The sequence below is a fragment of the Gordonia sp. PvP123 genome (assembly GCF_040547295.1).
Taxonomy (GTDB): domain Bacteria; phylum Actinomycetota; class Actinomycetes; order Mycobacteriales; family Mycobacteriaceae; genus Gordonia; species Gordonia terrae.
In genome coordinates this window covers 64,006-85,281 of record NZ_JBEPPN010000010.1, presented here as the reverse complement: position 1 = coordinate 85,281, position 21,276 = coordinate 64,006, and the positions used below count along the sequence as shown (strand labels likewise).

The window sequence follows — 21,276 nt, the reverse complement described above, 5'->3', positions numbered from 1 at the left end:
CGGTCAGTCCCGCACGAGAATCGCCACCGGGTGCCGGCTGCGCGCGGTGCGGAGATCGACCGCCCCGTCGTGCACGGTGCCCGTCCGCTCGTCACGCCATCGCGATCCCGGGGGCAATGTGATCGACGTGGCGGCCGCCGCCTCGTCGTCGAGGCTGTGGGTGAACCGCGCGGTGACTACGACGACCGAGGGGCCGTCGTCGGTACCGCGCGCGAACGCGATGGTGTGATCGGCGGCCGGCCCGTCGGCGGTCAACCGGTCGTATGTACCGCACGCACCGAACGCATGGGCGTGACGGGCCCGGGCCCGCAGGGCATCCCGTACGAGTTCGGTCTTGGGATGCTCGGTCGAGCGGCCGAAGTCGACAGGTCGCCGGTTGTCGGGGTCGACGAGCGAGTCCTCCCACCATTCGGTGCCCTGATAGATGTCGGGCACTCCGGGGCCGAGGATCGCAATCGCCTTGCGAGCCAGCGCTTCCTGCTCCCACGCCGATGCGATCCGGGCGACGAGTTCGGAGATCGCGGCCGCGATGTCACCGGAGGTGACCTGGCCGATCCAGGCCTCGACTGCCGCCTCGAACTCCTCGTCGATCTCCGTCCACGTGGTGCGGAGTCCAGCCTCCCGAGTCGCCTTCCGGGCGTACTCGATCAGTCGCTCGCGTAGCTCGTCGGTGACCCGGCCGTCGATCGGCCAGACTCCGAAGATGTTCTGCAGCAGGAAGTATCCGGTCAGGTCATCCGGCACGTCGGTGTCATGCCAGACTCTGTCGACCAGCTGGGACCATCGGGCGGGGACCTGGGCGAGCACCGCGATGCGTGCGCGCACGTCCTCGCCGCGTTTGGTGTCGTGCGTCGATGTCGCCGTCATCGCCAGCGGCCAGGTCGCCGCACGCTCGGCGTTGTGCCGGTGGAACTCGGTGAGCGACAACACCGGGTTCGCGGGGTCACCGCCGACCTCCTGGGCGGACACGAGCCTGGCCGTGCGGTAGAACAGGCTGTCCTCGACGCTCTTCGCGGTCACCGCGCCGCAGGTCTGGGCCAGCCGCGACGTCACCTCGCCGGGCTCCGCCGTCTCGCGCACGATGACCTCGAGGGCCGGACGCAGTTCCGGCTTTGCGTCGCCGATGCCGGCGGCCACCGCGAGGAGGCGTGGACGCAGCGACGGGTAGTCGGCCCGATAGACCCCGAGAGCGGCGATGAGTTCGGCACAGGCAGCGGCGATGAGGTCCGTGTCGGCGGCGGGCGCACCGCCGCCGACGGCGTTGATCGCGCGCACGAGGCGTCGCAGTTCGGCCGGGAAGGACTCGCGCAGCGTGCGGAGCTTCCGATCGTGCTCGGCGGTCTCCACCCACCGTGCGTCTCCCGTCTCGCCGGTGATCCGTTCGTGCACTTCGGTGAGCTGGGCGACCCCGGCCGGTGCCACGAACACCGCGTCGATGACGCGCATGTGGTCGTACCCGGTGGTGCCCTCGACCGGCAGGGTCGGCTCGAGCGGCTCGTCGGGAGCCAGGATCTTCTCGATGTAGAGCAACCGATCGTCGCTCACGTCGGCGCGGAGGCGACGCAGGTAGTCCTGCGGATCCCACAGGCCGTCGGGATGATCCACGCGCACACCGTCGATGAGGTCGGCGTCGAGCAACTCACGCAGCCACTGATGCGTGGCGTTGTAGACCTCTGGATCCTCCTGGCGGAGACCGGCGAGCTCGTTGACGGTGAAGAACCGCCGGTACCCGATGAGCCCGCTGTTCCAGGGGACGAGCCGATAGTGCTGGCGGTCGTGGACCTCACCCGGTGTTCCGTCGCCGGCGCCGGGAGCGGAGCGAGCGGGCCGAGTGTCGCCGGTGCCGGGGGCGATCGGGAACGCATGGTCGTAGTACCGCAGATGCCCGTGCTCGTCGATCTCGAGTGGACTCAGGTCGCCGTCGGCGGCGACGATCGGCAGCGCCAGCTTCCCGTCGGCCCCGTTGTCGACTCCGAAGTCGGCATCGAAATAGCTCGCGTACGCCGACCCCGACCCGTGGCGGAGCAGGTCGGCGAACCATGGATTGGCGAGCGCGTCGGCCACCCCGGTGTGGTTCGGGACGATGTCGATGATCAGACCCAGCCCGCGTTCGGCTGCCGCCGAACGCAATTCGCGCAGACCGTCGAGACCGCCGAGCACATCCGCCACCGCCGGTGGCGGTAGCCAGTCGTAGCCGTGCGTCGAGCCGGCCGACGCCGTGCCGATCGGGGAGAGGTAGACGTGACTGATCCCCAACCCGACGAGGTGGTCGAGGATGCCTGCGGCGTCGGCGAACCCGAAGTCGCCGTGCAGCTGGAGCCGATACGTCGCGTGCGGGGTCGGACGATTGCTCATGGGTTCAGGCGGTCTTCCGCAGGACCAGGACCGAGCGGGCGCCGACCGTCACCGACTCGCCGGAGGCGGCCGTCAGTTCGGTCTCCCCGACGGGGTGGGTCGTGTCCAGTTCACCGACCCACTCGTTGCCGTACCAGTTCGGCGGAAGAGTGAAGTCCAGGTCCTCGTAGTGTGCGTTGAAGCAGATGAAGAACGAGTCGTCGACCACCAGTTCGCCGCGTTCGTCCTTCTCGCCCAGGCCGTTTCCGTTGAGGAACACGGCAAGGCTCTTGCCGAACCCGCTGTCCCAGTCCTCGGCGGTCATCTCCTGGCCGGCGGGTGTGAGCCAGGCGATGTCGAGCGCCTGGTCACCCCATCGGATCGGCTTCCCGCCGAAGAACTTCCGACGCCGGAACACCGGATGTCGGGTGCGCAAGGCGATGGCCTTGCGGGTGAACTCCAGCAGGTCGGCGTTCTCCTCGGCGAGTGTCCAGTCCATCCAAGACAATTCGGAGTCCTGGCAGTAGACGTTGTTGTTGCCCTGCTGGGTGCGTCCGATCTCGTCGCCGTGCGCGAGCATCGGCGTGCCCTGCGACAGGAACAGCGTGGCCAGGATGTTCCGCTGCTGCCGTGCGCGCAGTGCGTTGATCTCGGGATCGTCGGTCGGACCTTCGACGCCGCAGTTCCACGATCGGTTGTGGCTCTCGCCGTCGCGATTGTCCTCACCGTTGGCCATGTTGTGTTTCTCGTTGTAGGACACCAGGTCCCGCAGCGTGAAACCGTCGTGGGCGATGACGAAGTTGATGCTCGCCAGCGGGCGTCGGCCGGTCGCCTCGTACAGATCCGAGGACCCGGTCAACCGGGAGGCGAACTCGCCCAGGGTGGATGGCTCGCCGCGCCAGTAGTCGCGCACGGTGTCGCGGTACTTGCCGTTCCATTCGGTCCACAGCGGTGGGAAGTTGCCCACCTGGTAGCCGCCCTCGCCGATGTCCCAGGGTTCGGCGATGAGCTTCACCTGGCTGACGACCGGGTCCTGCTGCACGAGATCGAAGAACGCCGACAGGCGGTCCACGTCGTGGAGTTCGCGGGCCAGCGTGGACGCGAGGTCGAAACGGAAACCGTCGACGTGCATCTCGAGGATCCAGTAGCGCAGCGAGTCCATGATGAGCTGCAGCGTGTGCGGATGACGGCCGTTGAGACTGTTGCCGGTTCCGGTGTAGTCCATGTACATCTCGGGCTCGCCGTCGACGAGCCGGTAGTAGGCGGCGTTGTCGATGCCGCGGAACGACACGGTCGGACCGAGATGATTGCCCTCGGCGGTGTGGTTGTAGACGACGTCGAGGATGACCTCGATGCCCGCGTTGTGGAATTCACGGACCATCGCCTTGAACTCGGTCACCGCGCTGGCCGGCTGGTCGGGGTTCGACGAGTACTCGATGTGCGGCGCCAGGAAGCCGAAGGTGTTGTAGCCCCAGTAGTTCCGGAGACCCTGATCGCGCAGCACGAAGTCCTGCATGAACTGGTGGACGGGCATCAGCTCGATGGCCGTGATCCCCAGTTCCTTGAGATGGTCGATGATCACCGGATGGCACAGCCCCGCATAGGTACCGCGAAGGTATTCCGGGATGTCGGGGTGGGTCGCCGTCATACCCTTGACGTGCGCCTCGTAGATCACCGTCTGGTGATACGGGCGATTGGGCGACCGATCGTTCTGCCAGTCGAAGTAGGGGTTGATCACCACCGAGACCATGGTGTGCCCGAGCGAGTCCAGTTGCGGCATCTCGTTGACCGGTTCGTCGCCGGCGGTCTGGGCGTTGTCCTCCGCGCTCGGTGCGGCTCCGTTGTCGTCCTGCCCGGTCTCGGCGGGTGGGACCTCGTCGGTGTTGTCGGCGTCGGTGTTGTCGGCGTCGGGGTCGGCCGCATCGTCGGGCGCGGATGTGTCGGCGTCGTCGGCGCCGTCCGCCTCGGGCCCGGTGTCACCGGCCGCGTCGGTCACGGTGGCGGAAGCCTCGTCGCCGCTGTCGTCGGCCGCGGGTTCGTCGTCGGCCTCGGGAGGCGACGGGAGCGGGTAGGAGAACAGCGATGCGTCGCCGTCGAAGTCGCCGTGGAACGCCTTGCCGTACGGGTCGAGCAGCAACTTGCTCGGGTCGCAACGCAGTCCCTGCGACGGGTCATAGGGTCCGTAGACGCGGAAGCCGTAGAACTGTCCCGGACCGACGTTGGGCAGATAGCAGTGCCAGCAGTATCCGTCGACCTCTTCGAGCCGGATGCGGCGTTCGTGGCCCTCGCGGTCGATCAGGCACAGCTCGACGGCTTCGGCGACCTCCGAGAACAGCGAGAAGTTCGTTCCCACACCGTCGTACGTGGCGCCGAGGGGGTACGGGGTACCGGGCCACACCGGGATCGGCGCCGGCTCGGGGTGGACGAGCGCCTCGGCCTGGATAGGGTCGGACGGCATCGGAACCGGCTCGGAGGTGATGTCGCCGCTCGGTGGCGCTGCTGTCGTCGAGGCGGTGTCGAGACCTGGTTCGCGGGGCTCACCGGAAGAGCTGGGATCGGCAGAAGAGTGAGGATCGGCGGTGGAGCCGGGATCGCCCGGCTGGGCACCGGGGGCTGGCGGTTCGGTCTTACCCGCCTTCGGCGACGTCATGGGTCGACCCTAGTCGCGTTGTCGCGAGTGGTCATCTCCGGACGCGGTCGGTCGGCCCGGATGTGGGATGTCCCACCGGTGGGCGGTCGCCGACCCCGGGCAGCGGGCGATCAGACGGCGCCGGCCGGCGTCGTCACGGGACCCCGGGGCCGGTCCACGGCAGCTGTTCCGCCATCTGTCGGCCGAGTTCGTCGGTCAGGCTGCGGACGTAGGTCGCACTCAGGTGATGGGGATCCTTGTAGACCGTGATGTTGCCGACGATGGCCGGGCAGCGCTCGGGGGTGCAGATGCCATCGGACATGTCGAGCGGGTGGAAGTCCGGTCGCGTCGAGGCCAACGCTGCGGCGGGATCCTCGGGCTCGAGCACGGCGGCGCGATTCGATCCACAGCTCTCCGCGTCGCCGCCGTCGGCGAGGCAGATCGGCGTGTCGATGGTCCCCTTCGCGTTCTTCGGCCACGGGGTGTCGCGCATGCCGAGCACCGGTACCCCCGCGTCGAGGAAGCGATCGAAGATGGGCACGTAGTCCGGCGGCACCCAGTCGCCGGGTTCGTAGTCCCGCGGTCGGGTCGAGTTCGTCAGGACGGCATCCGGTTTGTCCGCGATGACGCGGTCGATGACGCGCTGCCCCCAGTCGTAGCACTCCGGGTAGGGCACGCCGCGCTGCTTGGGGATCTTGTTCGTCGACAGCGGGCACCCCATCTTGAGGTAGGTCTTCACCTTGAAGCCGTTGCGCTTGCCGAGGGTGTCGAGTGCCGAGATCCACATCTCGGCGTGTGAACCGCCCGCGAGCGCGATGGTGCGCGTCGCGGTGGGGTCACCGTAGACGCCAACGTGGATCTCGTTGTCGCTGAAGTCGCTCATGTACCCGTCGGTCGAGGTCTCGGGGAAGTCCTTGATGACCTCCAGGGCCGACGGCTGCGGGTCGAGTGCGGGAACCGGCCATCCGTCGAGCAGCGCGCGGGCGCCCGGATACGACCTCGGATCGAGATTCTTCGTGTCGACGACGATGTTGGCGACGTGCCGTTCCCACACGGTGATGCCGACGCCGGTGACGAGGGTGCCCACCACCAGGATCGACGTCACGACCGACGTGTACGACAGCCACCGCGAACGTCCGTCGCGGGTGCCGCGGGTCAGTGCCGACCGGTCGCCCCCGCGCAGTGGGTCCTCGATGTAGCGCTTGGTGAGCCACGCGAGGCCGACCGACACCCCGAGGATGACCACACCCTCGAAGAAGTTCGCGTGGTTCTTGTCCCGCCAGGTCAGGTAGAAGATCAGCAGCGGCCAGTGCCACAGATAGAGCGAGTACGCGATGGTCCCGAGCCACACCGGCCACCGGCTCGCCAGCCATCGGTTGGTGACAGGCATCTCGGTGGCGGCGGCATGGGTGCCGCGCGGCGGCTTCTGCAGGGCGGTCGCGCCCGCCCAGATGATCAGCAGCGTCGCACCGACCGGCACGAGCGCCATCGGACCGGGGTAGGCGTTCACGCCGTCGATCCAGAATCCGCAGCTGACGATCAGTGCCAACGCGGCGACGGTCGCGACGTTGCGAAGCCAGTTGGGGACTCGCAGCGACGGCAACCAGATCGCCAGCAGGCCGCCGGCGAGCGGCTCCCACAGCCGCGACAGCGTGTCGTAGTAGTTGTACGGCTGGTTGATCGCCAGGCCGCGGTGGGCCCAGTAGAAGGAGACGAGGGCGACGGCGAAGACCGCGCCGCCGACCAGGAACCTGATGACCCGGGGATCGGCGAACGGCCGCGCGACCCGGGCGCCGAGTTTGAGAAGCGCCGCGAACGCGAGGGCGACGAGCAGTGTCACGACGAAGAACTGGCCCTGCACGGACATCGACCAGATGTGCTGCAGCGGGCTGTTCGCTGAGCTGGCGGCGAGATAGTCCTGCGAGTTCTGTGCCAGATACCAGTTCTGGTAATACAGCGCGCTCGCGATGACCTCACGCCCGACGTTGGCCCAGCGGGTCTGCGGCAGGATCAGCAGCGTCAGCACGGTGACCGCGATGAGCACCGTGAACAGTGCCGGCAGCAGGCGTTTGAGGAGCCGCTTGAGCCGCGGCCACGGGTTCAGCGTGTCGCGGAAGGTGACATGCGGCGCCTGACTGGAGATCGCGTGGCGCAGCAGCGACCCGACGAAGAAGTACCCCGAGAGCGTGAGGAAGACGTCGACGCCGCCGGAGACCTTGCCGAACCACACGTGGAAACAGGCGACGAGGGCGATCGCGATGCCTCGCAGGCCGTCGAGGTCGGTGCGGTATGCGGGCGTCGTCGGCGTCGAGGGGGACGACTCCGGCGCCACTACTCGCGTCGTCGATGCCACAGGGCGTGTTCTTTCCGGTGGGGGACAGATCGGTCTCGAGGGCCGGGCCGCGATGACCGGCTAGCAATGTACTCGCCGAAGCTGTGAAATACCGATTCCGGCAACTGTGACACTCGCGCGGAACCGGGCATCGGCCGACGCGGTGGGATCACCGGGAGCCGCGTGTCCGGGCCCCGTCGAGGATGATGGCCAGCCCGTCGCGGAACTCGCCGGCGAAGTCCCGTCCCGATGGTCCGGTGACGCCGAGGCGCTCCATCTGTGCGCGCGTCTGTTCTTCGATGGTGAGGCCGATCACGAGCTGGCACAGAGCCGTGCTGACCGCCTCGGCGTCGCGCAGCGACAACCCGCCGGCCGACCCGGCGGCGATGATGTCGGCGGTGATCGCCTTCGACGACAGCCCGCTGGCCCAGCTCGACGACACCACCTCCGCGCTGTCGGGCACCGCGAGCAGTGCGCCGCGCATCCCGGACGCGAGCCGATCGAGGCGTTCGTCCCATGCCAGCCCGGTGTCGGGGATCGCGACCGCGTCCAGGATGTCGTCGGCGAGCGCGGCCAGCAGAGTCTGTTTGTTGGGGAAATGCCAGTAGAGCGCGTTGGGGCGCACGCCGAGCTCGGTGGCGAGCCGTCGCATCGACAGGTCGGCCAGGCTGTGCTCGCCCAGGATGTCGCGGGCGGCGCGCAGGACGTCGGTGCGACTGTTGCTCACCCGCGTCAGCGTAGTGATCTCCCGAATCGGGCATCCGACCCGCCCCTGTACACCGTTCAGGACTGCCTGTACGGTGTTCAGGAATCCTGGACGGTGTCCAGGGGCGACCGTTGGCGACCAGGAGGTGCAGAGGTGGATCACGAGGACGTCAGCCGCATCGACGCACGCCACATCTGGCATCCATACGGTGCGCTGCCCGCGACGACGCGTCCGCGGGTCGTGACCTCGGCCTCCGGTGTCCGCCTCGAACTCGCCGACGGGCGGACGGTCGTCGACGGCATGAGCTCGTGGTGGGCCGCGATCCACGGGTATCGCCACCCGCGGCTCGACGCGGCCGCAGCCGCTCAGCTGGGGCGGATGTCGCATGTCATGTTCGGCGGGCTCACCCATGAGCCGGCCGCGCGGCTGGCGCAGCTTCTCGTCGACGTCACTCCCGCCGGGCTGCAGAAGGTGTTCTTCTGTGACTCGGGATCGGTGTCGGTGGAGGTGGCGGTCAAGATGGCGCTGCAGTACTGGCGCAGCCGCGGGCAGACGGGGCGTACCCGTCTGCTCACCTGGCGCGGCGGCTACCACGGCGACACCTTCGCCCCGATGAGCGTGTGTGATCCCGACGGCGGCATGCACGCGATGTGGTCGGGCGTGCTCGCGCGGCAGATCTTCGTCGACGCGCCGCCGGCCGACTTCCGGGCCGACTATGTCGCCGAATTGGAGCGGACCGTGCTCGCGCACCGCGACGAGCTCGCCGCGATCATCGTCGAACCCGTCGTCCAGGGCGCAGGCGGAATGCGATTCCACGACGCGGCGTATCTATGCGCACTCCGCGAGATCTGCGACCGCCACGACGTCCTGCTCGTGTTCGACGAGATCGCCACCGGATTCGGCCGTACCGGAACGCTGTTCGCGGCCGACGCCGCTCCCGCTGCCGACGGCGGGACGGGTGTGTCGCCGGACATCATGTGTGTCGGCAAGGCGCTGACTGGCGGCTACCTGACCCTCGCCGCGACCCTGTGTACGACGGAGATCGCCGAGGTGATCAGCGCAGGGGAGGCGGGCGGCCTCGCACACGGTCCGACCTTCATGGCCAACCCGCTGGCGTGTGCGGTGGCGGTCGCGGCGATCGAGCTCCTGCTGGAAACGCCGTGGGCCGAGCGGGTGTCGGCGATCGAGCGCGGACTCGCCGAGGGGCTGGAACCGCTCCGGGAACTCGACGGCGTCGTCGATGTGCGGGTCCTCGGCGCGATCGGCGTCGTCGAACTCGATCGACCGGTCGACATGGTCGCGGCGACCGACGCCGCGGTCGACGCGGGCGCCTGGCTGCGGCCGTTCCGCACTCTCGTCTACACGATGCCACCGTTCATCAGCACGTCCGAGGACATCGCGGTGATCGTCCGCGGGATCTCCGCGGCCGTCCACGCGACGGTGGGCGATCGCGCTCTGGTCGGGGTCCGGTCATGACCTCGGCTCAGGCACAACGGGACTCGACGGTCGTCACCGGCGCGGAGGTCGGGCTGGCGTGGCTCGCCGGCGCCGCGCGGCAGCGCGCCGACGCCGGATTGCATCGCTGTCCGCATGTCCGGCGTGCCGGTGCCGGGGAGATCAACCTCGGCTCCAACGACTACCTCGGGTTGTCGACGCACCCCGCGGTCGTCGCCGGGGCCCGTGCCGCCGCGGATCGGTGGGGCGGGGGATCGACGGCCTCCCGTCTGGTGGTCGGCACCACTCAGGCGCACATCGACCTCGAAGACGATCTCGCCGACTTCCTCGGCTTTTCGGCCGCGCTGACCTTCTCGTCGGGCTACCTCGCCAATGTCGGCGCCGTCACCGCGCTCGCGACGCGCGGCGACCTCATCGTCAGTGACACCGGTACCCATGCATCACTGATCGACGGTTGCCGGTTGTCGCGCGCCCGAGTCGTGGTCGTCGATCGCGGCGACCACGAGGCCGTGCGGCGGGTGCTGGCCGAGCGCACCGAGAGCCGCGCGCTGGTGGTCACCGATTCGGTGTACAGCATCGACGGTCAGCCGGCGCCGGTCGCGGATCTGTATGCCGCGGCCCGCGCGCACGGCGCAGCCCTGCTCGTCGACGAGGCCCACGCCCTCGGTGTGCGCGGCCCGGGCGGACGGGGACTCGTTGCCGAGCAGGGCCTTTCGGGGGCGCCCGACCTCGTCGTCACGACCGTGCTGTCGAAGTCGCTCGGTGCGCAGGGCGGTGTGGTCCTCGGATCGGCGGTGCTGCGGTCGCACCTGATCGACTGCGCGCGCACCTTCATCTTCGACACCGGCCTCAATCCGGCCGCGGTGGGTGCCGCGCATGCCGCCCTGAAGATCCTGCGCGCCGAACCCGGTCTGCCGGACCGGTTGCGCGCCAACGCCCGTCGGCTGGCGTCCGCCTGCGGCGTCGACGAACCGGCCGCCGCCGTGATCTCGATCGTCGTCGGGGATCCGCAGCGTGCGGTGGCGGCCGCGACGGCGTGCCGCGACCGCGGCGTGCTCGTCGGATGCTTTCGCCCGCCCTCGGTTCCGGTCGGGACCTCGAGGCTACGGATCACCGTGCGCGCGGATCTCGACACCGACACCCTCGACCGGGTGGCCGCCGTCGTCGACGCGGCCCTGCGCGAAGTCGGTGCACGGTGAGCACCAGAACACGAGGCACCGTCCTCGCCGTCACCGGGACGTCGACCGACGTCGGGAAGACCGTCGCGACAGCGGCCCTCGCCGCGGCTTGTCAGATCCCCTGGGGGCGAGGAGCGCAGGCGCGCCACCACCCCGTGCTCCCTGAGGTGCGAGGAGCGATAGCGACGAGCCACGAAGGGCCCGAAACCCGAGTAGCCGTCTGCAAACCGGTCCAGACCGGGATCGGCCACGACGAGCCCGGCGACCTCGCCGAGGTACGACGCCTCGCGGGCGACGTCACGGCCGTCGAGCTGTTCCGCTATCCCGAGCCCCTCGCCCCCGACACCGCCGCGCGGCGCGCCGGGATGCCAATGGCCGATCCGACGGTCATCGTCCGGGGGGTGGACGATCTGGCGGTGTCACACGACCTCACCCTCGTGGAGGGGGCGGGCGGTGTGCTCGTGCGACTGGGGGAGTCGGCCACGATCCTCGACATCGCCGCGGCCACACTCGCTCCCGACACCGCCGACGGTCTTCTGATCGTCGTGGCGCCCGGACTCGGCGCGCTCAATCACGCCGAGCTCACCGTGGGCGCGGTGCGGGCGCGCGGCCTGCGCCCGGCCGGTCTCGTGATCGGTTGGTGGCCGAACGATCCCGACCTCGCGATGCGCTGCAACCGCACCGATCTCCCGCGGGTGACCGGAGTACCGGTGGTCGGCGTACTGCCCGCGGGCGCGGCGAGTCTCGCACCCGTCGACTTCCGGACCCGCGCACCGTCGTGGTTCGACGACGAGTGGCTCACGACTCTGTCACCCACGTGCCCGGAACAGCTCGTCCGGACGCCCTGAACCGTTCCCGCAGCGGAACATCCATCCAAGGAGTATCACCAGTGACCCAGGCAACAGTCGACGCCGCCACCTCGGCCCCGGCGTCGGACGACATCCTCGCCATCGCCCGCACGCAGGTGCTCGACCGCGGCGAGCCCCTCGATCAGGAGCAGGTCCTGCAGGTTCTGCGACTGCCGGACGATCGGCTCACCGAACTGCTGCAGCTCGCCCACGACGTGCGGATGCGCTGGTGCGGACCGGAGGTCGAGGTCGAGGGGATCATCTCGCTGAAGACCGGCGGGTGTCCGGAGGATTGCCACTTCTGTTCGCAGTCCGGCCTTTTCGCCTCGCCGGTGCGCAGCGCCTGGATCGACATCCCCTCGCTGGTCGAGGCGGCCAAGCAGACCGCCAAGACCGGCGCGACCGAGTTCTGCATCGTCGCCGCGGTCCGCGGTCCCGACAAACGCCTGCTCAGTCAGGTCGCGGCGGGTATCGAGGCGATCCGCAACGAGGTCGACATCCAGATCGCTTGCAGCCTGGGCATGCTCACCCAGGACCAGGTCGACCAGCTGCGCGACATGGGCGTGCACCGCTACAACCACAACCTCGAGACCGCGCGGAGCCACTTCCCGAACGTGGTGACGACGCACACCTGGGAGGAGCGGTGGGACACCCTGCGCATGGTCCGCGAGGCGGGTATGGAGGTCTGCTGCGGTGGCATCCTCGGCATGGGCGAGTCCCTGGAACAGCGGGCCGAGTTCGCCGCCGAGCTGGCCACCCTCGAGCCCGACGAGGTGCCGCTGAACTTCCTGAACCCGCGGCCCGGCACCCCGTTCGGCGACCTCGACGTGCTGCCCGCCGCAGAGGCCCTGAAGTCGGTGGCCGCTTTCCGCCTCGCGCTGCCGCGCACCATCCTGCGCTTCGCGGGTGGGCGCGAGATCACCCTCGGCGATCTCGGCGCCAAGCAGGGCATCCTCGGCGGCATCAACGCCGTCATCGTCGGTAACTACCTGACGACCCTCGGTCGGCCCGCCGAGGACGACCTCGACCTCCTCAGCGACCTGTCGATGCCGATCAAGTCGCTGAACGACACGATCTGACGGGTACGTCCGCAGCGATGGGTAGCGTGTTCTCATGATCGACACCGTCCCGGGTCCACTGGCCGAACCGTGCCGGTTCGGCGTCTTCACCGGACTCGAAGTGGAACTGCAGGCCCCCGACGCCGTTCCGCCCGCCGCTCGGTTGGGTCTCGAACCCCCTCGCTTCTGTGGGCAGTGCGGACGCCGGATGGTGGTCCAGGTGCGACCCGACGGGTGGGATGCGCGCTGCTCGCGGCACGGCACCGTCGACTCGACGGAGCTGGGGCGCCGGTGAACCCGCCGGTCCGCACCGTCCCCCGGTTGGCCGTCGTCTCCGTCGGTGTGGCTCTGCTGGGTGCGGTCGCCGGGGTGATCTGGGCCCTTCTCACCCCGCCCACCACCGGGGTCGTGTTCGACGGACTCCGCCGCGACGACATCCCCGCCGATTTCGGCGGGGTGGGGGCCTTCGCCGTGACGATGTTCGGCTACGGCGCCGTCGCCGCCCTCGTGGTGTGGTTCGCGGCCCGTTCGTGGCGGGGTGTCAGCGGTTTCGTGTGGCCGGCACTGGCGGCCACGGCCGGCTCGGCGCTCGCGGCGACGGTCGGGATGTGGGTCGCGGGACTGCGATTCGACGACGATCCGACCGCGCTGCCGGTCGACGCGACCTACCGGATCGCGCCGGAGCTCTGGCTCGACGGCGCCACACGGTCGGGGTCGAGCGAGCCGTGGACACTCCTCATCTGCGCTCCGTTCGCGTTCGCCGTCGTCTACCTGGTGTGCGTGTTGTCCTCGCGGACCGCTGATCTCGGCGTCGGCGACCTCGAAGACGACGCCTCGTCAGCGGAGGTGCTCACATCGGCGGGCGCAGCGTCGCGAACTCATCCGTGACACGTAACTCCTTCTCGGCGAAGGCGTAGAGGGCGGGCGGGCGTCCGCCGCTCCGGCCGGTCTTGCCGACGGTGCCGGTGGCGACCACCACGGCGCGCCGGCTCAGGATGCGGAGCAGGTTGGTCGTGTCCACTGGATAACCCAGTGCGGCGCAGTAGATCTCCGACAACGCCGACATCGGGAACCGCGCCGGCGCCAGCGCGAAGGCGATGTTGGTGTACGAGAGTTTCGCGGCGAGCCGATGCCGGGCGGCGTCGACGATCTCGGTGTGGTCGAACGCCAGCGGGGGGAGCGCGTCGACGGCGAACCAACCCGCGGCCTCGGGCGGCGTCGCGGCCGCGTCGGAGGGCACGAGGCCCATGTAGGTCGACGCGATGGTGCGGACCGCGGGCACCCGGCGCGGATCGGAGAAGACCGACAGCTGTTCCAGGTGTGCGATCTCCCGGACGTCGAGGGAATCCGCGACGAGTCGACGTGCGCTCGCCGACAGTGTCTCCGCGGCACCGACCCCGCCGCCCGGGAGGGTCCAGACGTCGTCGACCGACCGCGACAGCAGGACGCACAGCGACGGGCTGTCGATGTCCGAACCGGATCCGGAATCCGGCGCGACCCGGATCTGGAACACCACGGTCAGGACTTCCACCCGGAGGGTCGTACCGTCGGCGATGGGTGGCTCGGACCCGGCGGCTGGCATGCGCACGATTGTAGGGTGCGTACCCTCCGCTGGTGACCGCTGCTGGTTGAGCCGGCTCCGAGCGCGAGCGAGGCGCCGTGTCGAAGCCACCCGGTGACCTCGACTACCCGGTGCTCCTGCTGGTTGTGCCGGCGTCCCGCTGCTGGTTGAGCCGGCTCCGAGCGCGAGTGAGGTGCCGTGTCGAAGCCACCCGGTGACCTCGACTACCGCCGCTCCTGCTGGTTGAGCCGGCACCGAGCGCGAGCGAGGCGCCGTGTCGAAGCCACTGGGTGATTCGACTACCCGCTCCCGTTCGTGGTCAGGATCAGCGCTTCGCCCTCGGTGACGGCGATCGTGTGCTCGCTGTGGGCGCCGCGGGATCCGTCGAGAGACCTGATGGTCCAGCCGTCGGCGTCGAACTTGATGCGTTCGGAACCGAGGGTGAACCAGGGCTCTAGCGCAAGGGTGAGTCCCGGGCGCAGCTTCATGCCCCGACCGGCCCGGCCCACGTTCGCGACGTGCGGGTCCTCGTGCATGGTTCGACCGAGGCCGTGTCCGCCGAACTCGGTGTTGACCCGATATCCGTGCGCGGCGGCGACCGCGCCGATCGCCGCCGAGATGTCACCGATCCGTCCGCCCGGGCGTGCCGCGTCGATGGCCGCTGTCAGTGCCTCTTCGGTGGCCGCGACGAGGCGCTGGTCCTCGGCCCGCGGGGTTCCGACGATGACACTGCGCGCGGAGTCGGCCACCCAGCCGTCGATCGCGACGGCGATGTCCATCGACAGCAGGTCGCCGTCGGCGAGGACGTAGTCATGCGGGAGGCCATGCAGCACAGCATCGTTCACCGACAGGCAGATCACGTTGCGGAAGGGCCCGCGGCCGAACGACGGCGAGTAGTCCCAGTAGCACGACTGCGCGCCGCGCTCGGCGATGAGTTCCCGCGCACGCTCCTCGAGGTCGAGGAGGTTGACCCCGACGTCGGCGCGGCCGGCGACGTCGTCCAGCAGATCTGCGATGAAGGCGCCCGTCACCCCCATGGCGGCAACCTCGGCGGGTGACTTCAGCTCGACCATTCTCGTCCTCTCGAATTCGATGTGCGGTATAGAAATACCACCATCGTCGGTATTTGTATACCGGAGCCGCTACTATCGCCTCATGGTGCGTAACCCGCTGACCCCGGAACAGATCGCGGCAGGTCGTCGTCTCGGTGCTCGTATCCGCGAGCTGCGCGGCGACCGCCCGCTCGGCGACGTCGCGCTCGGCGCGGGCATCTCGCCGGAGACCCTGCGCAAGATCGAGACCGGACGCATGCCGACGCCCGCCTTCGCGACCATCGCGGCGCTCGCCCGCGCGCTCGGCGCCTCGCTCGACGATCTGGCTCTCGTCCTCGACGCCGAGGTGGCGCGGGCGGGGTGAGCGGCGACCGATCGGCACTCACCTATGCGGAGGTCGGCGCGACATCGGGCACGCTGCCGCCCGGTTATCACCACTTGCGCCGGTCGCGGGTCATCGGTTCGGGGGCTGCGTGCTTCGCCACGGCGGGTCAGCGAATTCTGAACTGGGACATGCATCGTCGTGCCGGCTTCGGCGTCGACGCGTCCACCCCCGCGGCGACGGTCGGCGCTGACGTCGACCTGCGGGTCGGGGTCGGTCCACTCGGGATCGTCGCGCGGTGCCGGGTCGTCGAGGTGCTCGACGCCCCTCGTGAACAGGGTTTCGCCTATGGAACGCTCCCCGGGCATCCAGAGGTCGGCGAGGAACGCTTCTGGGTGGAATGGCTCGCCGACGACACGGTGGTCGGGCATGTCGTCGCCTTCTCGCGCCCGGGGCGGTGGTTCACCCGGCTGGGCGGGCCGGTCGGGCGCCTCGCCCAGTCGCGAATCAGCGAGCGCTATCTCGATGCTCTGATGTGCCGATGAGCTGAACCGGATCGTGGGCGGGGCCGGCGCCACGGCCCGGCCAGGTCGCGGGAATGCTCCGGGTGTGGCGAATGTTACGATGCATAGCGTTTTCGACCATGAGTCGAAAACCTGCCTCGGACACACGGCCCGTGATCTGGGGAACCAGCGTCCCGGAGACGGAACTCGTCGCCGGGCAGCCAGAGGAGTGGCAATGAGCATCACCAGCGATCGCCCCGCGGCCGTGACCGCGCCTGCAGTGTCGGCGCTCATCGATGCGCAGTGGTACGACGCGCCCGGCGGATACACCGGTATCGAGCCGACCCAGGAATGGGCAGACGAGGTCCGCCGTCTCGCCAAGGCGCGCAACGCGACCCTGCTCGCACACAATTACCAGCTCCCGGCCATCCAGGACGTCGCCGACCATGTCGGCGACTCGCTGGCCCTGTCGCGGATCGCCGCCGAGGTCGACTCCGACGAGATCATCTTCTGCGGCGTCCACTTCATGGCCGAGACGGCCAAGATCCTGAGCCCGGAGAAGCGGGTCCTGATCCCCGACGAGCGCGCCGGGTGTTCGCTGGCCGACTCGATCACCGCCGACGAACTGCGTGCCTGGAAGGCCGAGTTCCCCGACGCGCTCGTGGTGTCCTACGTCAACACGACCGCCGAGGTGAAGGGTCTGACCGACATCTGCTGCACGTCGTCGAACGCCGTCGACGTGGTGGCCTCGATCGATCCCGACCGGGACGTGCTGTTCCTGCCCGACCAGTTCCTCGGCGCACACGTCAAGCGTGAGACCGGCCGCGACAACATCCACATCTGGGCGGGCGAATGCCACGTCCACGCCGGCATCAACGGTGACGAGCTGACCGCGCAGGCGAACGCGCACCCCGATGCCGACCTGTTCATCCACCCGGAATGCGGGTGCGCGACGTCGGCGCTGTACCTGGCGGGCGAGGGCTTCGTGCCCGAGGAGAAGGTGAAGATCCTCTCGACCGGAGGAATGCTCGACGCGGCCCGCGAGACGGGTGCGAAGCAGGTCCTGGTCGCCACCGAGGTCGGGATGCTGCATCAGCTGCGCAAGGCCGCGCCGGGTGTCGACTTCCAGGCCGTCAACGACCGCGCCTCGTGCCCCTACATGAAGATGATCACGCCCGCCGCCATGCTCCGGTGCCTGCGGGAGGGTCGCGACGAGGTGTTCGTCGACGCCGATGTCGCCGAGAAGGCGCGCGAGAGTGTCGAGCGGATGATCGCGATCGGCAACCCCGGATCGGGCGAATGAGCGCTGGCGTGAGCGACGATTTCGTCGGTCAGGCCGCGGGCGGCGAACTCGGCGTCGCGGTCACCGACGAGGTCCGCGCGTTGATCCGGACCGCCCTCGACGAGGATCTGCGGTACGGACCCGACGTCACGACCGCGTCCACCGTGCCCGCCGACGCTGTCGTCGACGCGGCGATCGTCAGTCGCGCGCACGGCGTCATCGCCGGTGTGCCCGTGGTCGAGGCGGTCTTCGACGAGGTGATCGGCGCGGGCGAGTACACGATAGGAACCCGGGTCGAGGACGGCAGCCGCGTCGAACCGGGCACCGTCGTATTGTCGGTGCACGCCCCGACGCGCGCGCTGCTGACCGCGGAACGCACTGCGCTGAACCTGATCTCGCACATGTCGGGGATCGCGACGGCCACCGCGGCCTGGGTCTCGGCCGTCGAGGAGACGGGCGCGAAGATCCGGGATTCCCGCAAGACTCTGCCCGGAATGCGCCACCTGCAGAAGTACGCGGTGCGGGCCGGCGGGGGAGTCAACCATCGCATGGGTCTCGGCGATGCGGCACTCATCAAGGACAACCACGTCGCCGCAGCCGGTTCGGTCGCGGCCGCACTGCGAGCGGTGCGGGACGCGGCTCCCGGGCTGCCGGTCGAGGTGGAGGTGGACTCGCTGGCGCAGCTCGACGAGGTCCTCGAACTGAGGCCGGAGCTCGTCCTGCTGGACAATTTCGAGCCGTGGGAAACGCAGATGGCCGTCCAGCGACGCAACACGCGCTCGCCGGAGACGAAACTGGAGAGCTCCGGTGGTCTGTCGCTCGACGTCGCCATCGACTACGCCCGCACCGGCGTCGACTATCTCGCGGTCGGTGCGCTGACCCATTCGGTCACCGTGCTCGACCTCGGGTTGGACATCCCCGCGCCCTGAGGGATCAGTTGCCCGGATCGCCGGCCCGGACATCGACCTCGAACACCTCGGTACGGGCGATGACCCGGTCCCGTTCGTCGGCGAGCGCCGTGCGGCGCGGATCGGCGAGATAGGCGTCGAGTGCACTGCGGTCGGCGAGCCGCAGGATCTGCACCTCATGCGGCGTACCGCCCTGTCCGTCGCCGACCACCCGGTTGAGCACCGCACCGCCGTGCTCGGGGAGCAGATCGAGAACGGTGTCCTCGTATCGGGTGAGGTCACCGGCCGCGTCGTCGTGCGCCCAGAGCAGGCAGCAGAGGTGTAGCGGCGATCGCGGGTTGCGCACGACCGGAGGATATCGAGGCGGGCTCGGATCGCACGTAGCGGCCTGGACGCCAGACATACGCGAATCCGGACCTTCGCCGGAAAGTGATCTGGCTCTTCGTGACTCGAATGGTCACGTCATCACCAAGGGTCCGGACCGCCCGCTCGGTGGCGAGGAAGATCGCCAGGCCCGTCGGCGAGCCCGAGAAGAAGTCGGCGGCAACGTCAGGAACTGTTCCCATGGCGCTGTTCATGGTGCCACCTGACCGGTCCCGGACCCTGTGGTCGACGAACCCGAGAGCGTCGGGAATCCTCTGCCAGCAGGTGCGACCTCTCGGGCGCGGTCAGTGGGTGGCGAGGAGCTCCACGACGTGTGCTTCGACGAGGGAGGGCCGGGGTGGGGGTGGTCCGGGTCGGGGTGGTCGGACGTCGATGACGTGGCTGATGTTCAACCATGACCGGCGGACGTCGTGGAAGTGTGGCGCCTCGGGGCGTGCTTGATCGCCGGGCCGGGTTGGTGGTCCGTGGATCTCGTCGCGCACGGTGTTCAGATGTTCGGCGAATCGCCGGGGTATGTCGGGTCGGCGGTTGAGGCGGTCGGGGTTGGGTGGCGCGCCGGGTTCGGCGTTCAACCGCCAGAGGCAGCGGCCTTCGTCGGGTCCGGACCGTTCGATTCGGGTGGTGTATTGGCCGGGTTGGTCGCTGACCATGCGGTTGTGCCGTGGGCAGGCGGGTGCGAGGTCGTCGATGTCGGTGAGACCGCCCTTGGCCCAATCTTTCTGGGCGTGATGGAGTTCGACCTGGGTGGCGGGTTGATCGCAGCCGGGTGCGGAACAGACTTCACCGTCGGGGCGGGCGAAGGAGACGAGGCGTTGTGCGCGGGTGGCGAGGCGTTTGCCGCGTCCGAAGTGCAGCGGGACGGCGGTGGCGTCCTTGAATACTGCCAACCATGGTTGAAAGTCGCCGGCCATCGCGACCAGGTCGGGGATGGGCAGCAGGGTGCCGGTGGCGGTGGTGGCGAGCCCGGCTTCGCGGATCAGGTCGCCCAGATCGGCTTTGATGATCAGATGGGCGGGCAGGCCGCGGTGCGACGTTCCGAGAATCCCGTCTGACAAGCCAGCGGTGAGCGCGGCGTCGAGGGCGTCGTGATTTGTCTGGGCGGGGGTGCGTTGGTCACGATCGGCTGCGGGCGCGAGGGCGTCGGGGTCGGCGGTGCCGGCCGGTCCGGACGGTGAGTTGGGGTCGTCGGGGTTGTTGAGTCCGGGTGTGCCCCAGACGGCGAACATCATCGTGAGTCGGGCGTGGAGTGCGGGAGTGAGGGTGCCGGAGATGGTGGCGGTGCCGTCGGCTCGTTGGCGTCCGATCCACAGGCCGCGGCGTCGTTTCTGGTCGGTGTCGTCGGACAGTGTGCCGTCGGGGTCGAGGTGAGCGAGGAGCCGCGCGCCGAGTTGGGTGATGTCGGCGGGTGTGTAATCGGCGGCGATCTCGGCCATCTGCCGTTCCGCAGCGACTGTCACATCGTGGTCGACAGCGTGGGGGATCTGGTCGAGGACATCGAGGGCGGCCTGGACGTGGGCGGTCCCGACCGTTCCTGCGGCGAATGCTGCGGCCAGGGTGGGGTGTTCCGGTTCGAGGCGGTCGCCGCTGAGGCACGTGAGCGTGGCGGTGGCGTTGAGGTGCTTGCGCCGCCGAACCGGGTTGGTGACGCGGAGTCGGTGGTTCATGAACTGGATGAGGGTGCGGTACCCGGTCTTGCGTGGCAGGTCACGACCCTCGACTTCGGCGACTTGCCGGTCACCGGCGTACGTGGTTCGGGCGATGGCGCGTTCGGTCGCGGCGGCGACCTCGATCAACTCTTCGTCGGTGCACGGAGACAGATTGACGGTCTGCAGTTCGTCGAGGATCGCATGCAGCTCGGCCACCAGCTCGACGGCACGCGGTCGGGGCGCAGCCGAATCGTCGTCGACGTGTGTGGTGTCGGCCATGACGGTCACCTCCCCCGAGAGCCGTTGCTGCGAATGTACGTTCGAGTGTACACGAGAATCGGGCAGCGGAGGATTCGAGATATGTTGTCGCGCAGATCTATTGATGCAATCTGCGGGCGGTGGGAACTGTCGGTGTCGTGTGGTAGGCGCCATCTGGTCAGCCCGGCGACCCAGCTCAGGCAGGCGTGTGGGCACCCTCCCGACGCCTACACGCCGTGGTCGAGCAGCTTCTCCCCGGGATGCGCGTGCTCCCAGGCGGCGATCGCGGCATCCCACTGATCGCCGTCGAGAGTCGTCACCGACGCGGGGAACAGTGCGTCCTCCTCTTTCGCGATGTGCCGGTGCAGCCCGTCGACCTCGCGTCGGAACCGGTCGCGGTCGGCGGGATCGGACAGGTCCATCGACGTCAGGAACGCATCGAGCTCCCGGTGCTCGGCGATGAGCGGGTCGATGTACCCGGCGAAGAGGTCCCGGTCGGTGTTGAGTAACTGGGCGAACAACCCGTCTTCCTCGCCGCGCCAGTGTGACCGCAGTTCGATCACGAGCCGGTCCGCGAGCCGCCGGGCGGTGTCGCGGTCGTCGGCATCGAGCGCCCGCACCGCGTCGCCGCCGAGGTTCACGGCCCGTTCGTGTTCGGCGGTGTAGTCGCGGAGCAACGGCATGTCCCGGCACCCGCAGTACTGGCACTCTTTCGCGTCCTCACGGTCGTGGGCGATTCCGTTGTCCACCGTAGAAGAACCGTCGCACCACCCGCACCAGAAACCCACTGGCATCCGACACGTATCCTTGTCGGGTAAAT

Annotated in this window: 20 protein-coding genes; 10 read left to right on the top strand and 10 right to left on the bottom strand. The window is 69.1% G+C overall.

The annotated features are described in order from the left end of the window. Positions 1-3: 3 nt before the first annotated feature. From treY to ABIC25_RS19615, 4 genes are all read right to left on the bottom strand, one after another. Positions 4-2,355 carry a malto-oligosyltrehalose synthase gene (gene treY, locus ABIC25_RS19630; RefSeq protein ID WP_354562797.1) on the bottom strand — a complete coding sequence of 784 codons (2,352 nt, stop codon included), beginning with the start codon at positions 2,353-2,355 and terminating at the stop codon, positions 4-6. A gap of 4 nt (positions 2,356-2,359) precedes the next feature. Continuing rightward, positions 2,360-4,984: a glycogen debranching protein GlgX gene (gene glgX / locus ABIC25_RS19625; protein WP_435529108.1), complete on the bottom strand. Its 2,625-nt coding sequence runs from the start codon at positions 4,982-4,984 to the stop codon at positions 2,360-2,362. A gap of 133 nt (positions 4,985-5,117) precedes the next feature. Then, complete coding sequence (locus tag ABIC25_RS19620) at positions 5,118-7,295, bottom strand: acyltransferase family protein (RefSeq protein ID WP_354562796.1); 2,178 nt, start codon at positions 7,293-7,295, stop codon at positions 5,118-5,120. 169 nt (positions 7,296-7,464) lie between these two features. Beyond that, positions 7,465-8,022, bottom strand: a complete 558-nt coding sequence (locus ABIC25_RS19615; protein ID WP_101819490.1) for a TetR family transcriptional regulator — start codon at positions 8,020-8,022, stop codon at positions 7,465-7,467. 132 nt (positions 8,023-8,154) lie between these two features. On the opposite strand from ABIC25_RS19615, the gene ABIC25_RS19610 reads away from it, so the two are divergent. Genes ABIC25_RS19610 through ABIC25_RS19585 form a run of 6 tightly spaced genes read left to right on the top strand, consistent with a single transcriptional unit; the run spans position 8,155 to position 13,428 of the window. After that, positions 8,155-9,477 carry an adenosylmethionine--8-amino-7-oxononanoate transaminase gene (locus tag ABIC25_RS19610; protein WP_354562795.1) on the top strand — a complete coding sequence of 441 codons (1,323 nt, stop codon included), beginning with the start codon at positions 8,155-8,157 and terminating at the stop codon, positions 9,475-9,477. Next, positions 9,474-10,655 carry an 8-amino-7-oxononanoate synthase gene (locus tag ABIC25_RS19605; protein WP_354562794.1) on the top strand — a complete coding sequence of 394 codons (1,182 nt, stop codon included), beginning with the start codon at positions 9,474-9,476 and terminating at the stop codon, positions 10,653-10,655. The genes ABIC25_RS19610 and ABIC25_RS19605 overlap by 4 nt, the downstream gene beginning before the upstream one ends. Beyond that, entirely contained in the window at positions 10,652-11,482 is an 831-nt protein-coding gene (gene bioD, locus ABIC25_RS19600; RefSeq protein WP_354562793.1) for an ATP-dependent dethiobiotin synthetase BioD, read from the top strand. Before ABIC25_RS19605 ends, bioD begins: the two co-directional genes overlap by 4 nt. A 41-nt stretch (positions 11,483-11,523) precedes the next feature. Then, positions 11,524-12,561: a biotin synthase BioB gene (gene bioB / locus ABIC25_RS19595; RefSeq protein ID WP_004021188.1), complete on the top strand. Its 1,038-nt coding sequence runs from the start codon at positions 11,524-11,526 to the stop codon at positions 12,559-12,561. A gap of 34 nt (positions 12,562-12,595) precedes the next feature. Beyond that, positions 12,596-12,835, top strand: a complete 240-nt coding sequence (gene bsaP / locus ABIC25_RS19590) for a biotin synthase auxiliary protein BsaP (RefSeq protein ID WP_004021187.1) — start codon at positions 12,596-12,598, stop codon at positions 12,833-12,835. Next, the gene (locus ABIC25_RS19585) at positions 12,832-13,428 is read left to right on the top strand and encodes a DUF2567 domain-containing protein (protein WP_354562792.1); all 597 of its coding nucleotides are present in this window, start codon (positions 12,832-12,834) and stop codon (positions 13,426-13,428) included. Before bsaP ends, ABIC25_RS19585 begins: the two co-directional genes overlap by 4 nt. Here the strand turns inward: ABIC25_RS19585 and ABIC25_RS19580 are convergent. Both ABIC25_RS19580 and map read right to left on the bottom strand, forming a co-directional pair. Next, complete coding sequence (locus ABIC25_RS19580) at positions 13,391-14,122, bottom strand: NUDIX hydrolase (protein ID WP_004021185.1); 732 nt, start codon at positions 14,120-14,122, stop codon at positions 13,391-13,393. The genes ABIC25_RS19585 and ABIC25_RS19580 overlap by 38 nt on opposite strands. A 278-nt stretch (positions 14,123-14,400) precedes the next feature. Beyond that, positions 14,401-15,174 (bottom strand): type I methionyl aminopeptidase, encoded by a 774-nt coding sequence (map, locus tag ABIC25_RS19575; RefSeq protein ID WP_354562790.1) that lies wholly within the window; start codon positions 15,172-15,174, stop codon positions 14,401-14,403. 82 nt (positions 15,175-15,256) lie between these two features. Here map and ABIC25_RS19570 point away from each other — a divergent pair, with 82 nt between their 5' ends. From ABIC25_RS19570 to nadC, 4 genes are all read left to right on the top strand, one after another. Beyond that, positions 15,257-15,517, top strand: a complete 261-nt coding sequence (locus ABIC25_RS19570; RefSeq protein ID WP_004021183.1) for a helix-turn-helix domain-containing protein — start codon at positions 15,257-15,259, stop codon at positions 15,515-15,517. Next, positions 15,514-16,020: a DUF1990 domain-containing protein gene (locus tag ABIC25_RS19565; RefSeq protein WP_354562789.1), complete on the top strand. Its 507-nt coding sequence runs from the start codon at positions 15,514-15,516 to the stop codon at positions 16,018-16,020. The genes ABIC25_RS19570 and ABIC25_RS19565 overlap by 4 nt, the downstream gene beginning before the upstream one ends. 193 nt (positions 16,021-16,213) lie before the next feature. Then, on the top strand, positions 16,214-17,281 hold the full coding sequence (gene nadA, locus ABIC25_RS19560; protein WP_354562788.1) for a quinolinate synthase NadA: 1,068 nt from the start codon (positions 16,214-16,216) through the stop codon (positions 17,279-17,281). Continuing rightward, positions 17,278-18,189 (top strand): carboxylating nicotinate-nucleotide diphosphorylase, encoded by a 912-nt coding sequence (gene nadC / locus ABIC25_RS19555; RefSeq protein ID WP_435529109.1) that lies wholly within the window; start codon positions 17,278-17,280, stop codon positions 18,187-18,189. The genes nadA and nadC overlap by 4 nt, the downstream gene beginning before the upstream one ends. Positions 18,190-18,193: 4 nt before the next feature. Here the strand turns inward: nadC and ABIC25_RS19550 are convergent, their stop codons facing one another. From ABIC25_RS19550 to ABIC25_RS19535, 4 genes are all read right to left on the bottom strand, one after another. Further along, positions 18,194-18,514 carry a hypothetical protein gene (locus ABIC25_RS19550; RefSeq protein ID WP_354562785.1) on the bottom strand — a complete coding sequence of 107 codons (321 nt, stop codon included), beginning with the start codon at positions 18,512-18,514 and terminating at the stop codon, positions 18,194-18,196. Then, positions 18,447-18,734 carry a DUF5655 domain-containing protein gene (locus ABIC25_RS19545; protein WP_231896043.1) on the bottom strand — a complete coding sequence of 96 codons (288 nt, stop codon included), beginning with the start codon at positions 18,732-18,734 and terminating at the stop codon, positions 18,447-18,449. Before ABIC25_RS19545 ends, ABIC25_RS19550 begins: the two co-directional genes overlap by 68 nt. 102 nt (positions 18,735-18,836) lie before the next feature. Continuing rightward, positions 18,837-20,477 (bottom strand): HNH endonuclease signature motif containing protein, encoded by a 1,641-nt coding sequence (locus tag ABIC25_RS19540; RefSeq protein ID WP_354562783.1) that lies wholly within the window; start codon positions 20,475-20,477, stop codon positions 18,837-18,839. A 206-nt stretch (positions 20,478-20,683) separates the two neighbouring features. Beyond that, the gene (locus tag ABIC25_RS19535; protein ID WP_354562882.1) at positions 20,684-21,139 is read right to left on the bottom strand and encodes a hemerythrin domain-containing protein; all 456 of its coding nucleotides are present in this window, start codon (positions 21,137-21,139) and stop codon (positions 20,684-20,686) included. Between the last annotated feature and the right edge of the window lie 137 nt (positions 21,140-21,276).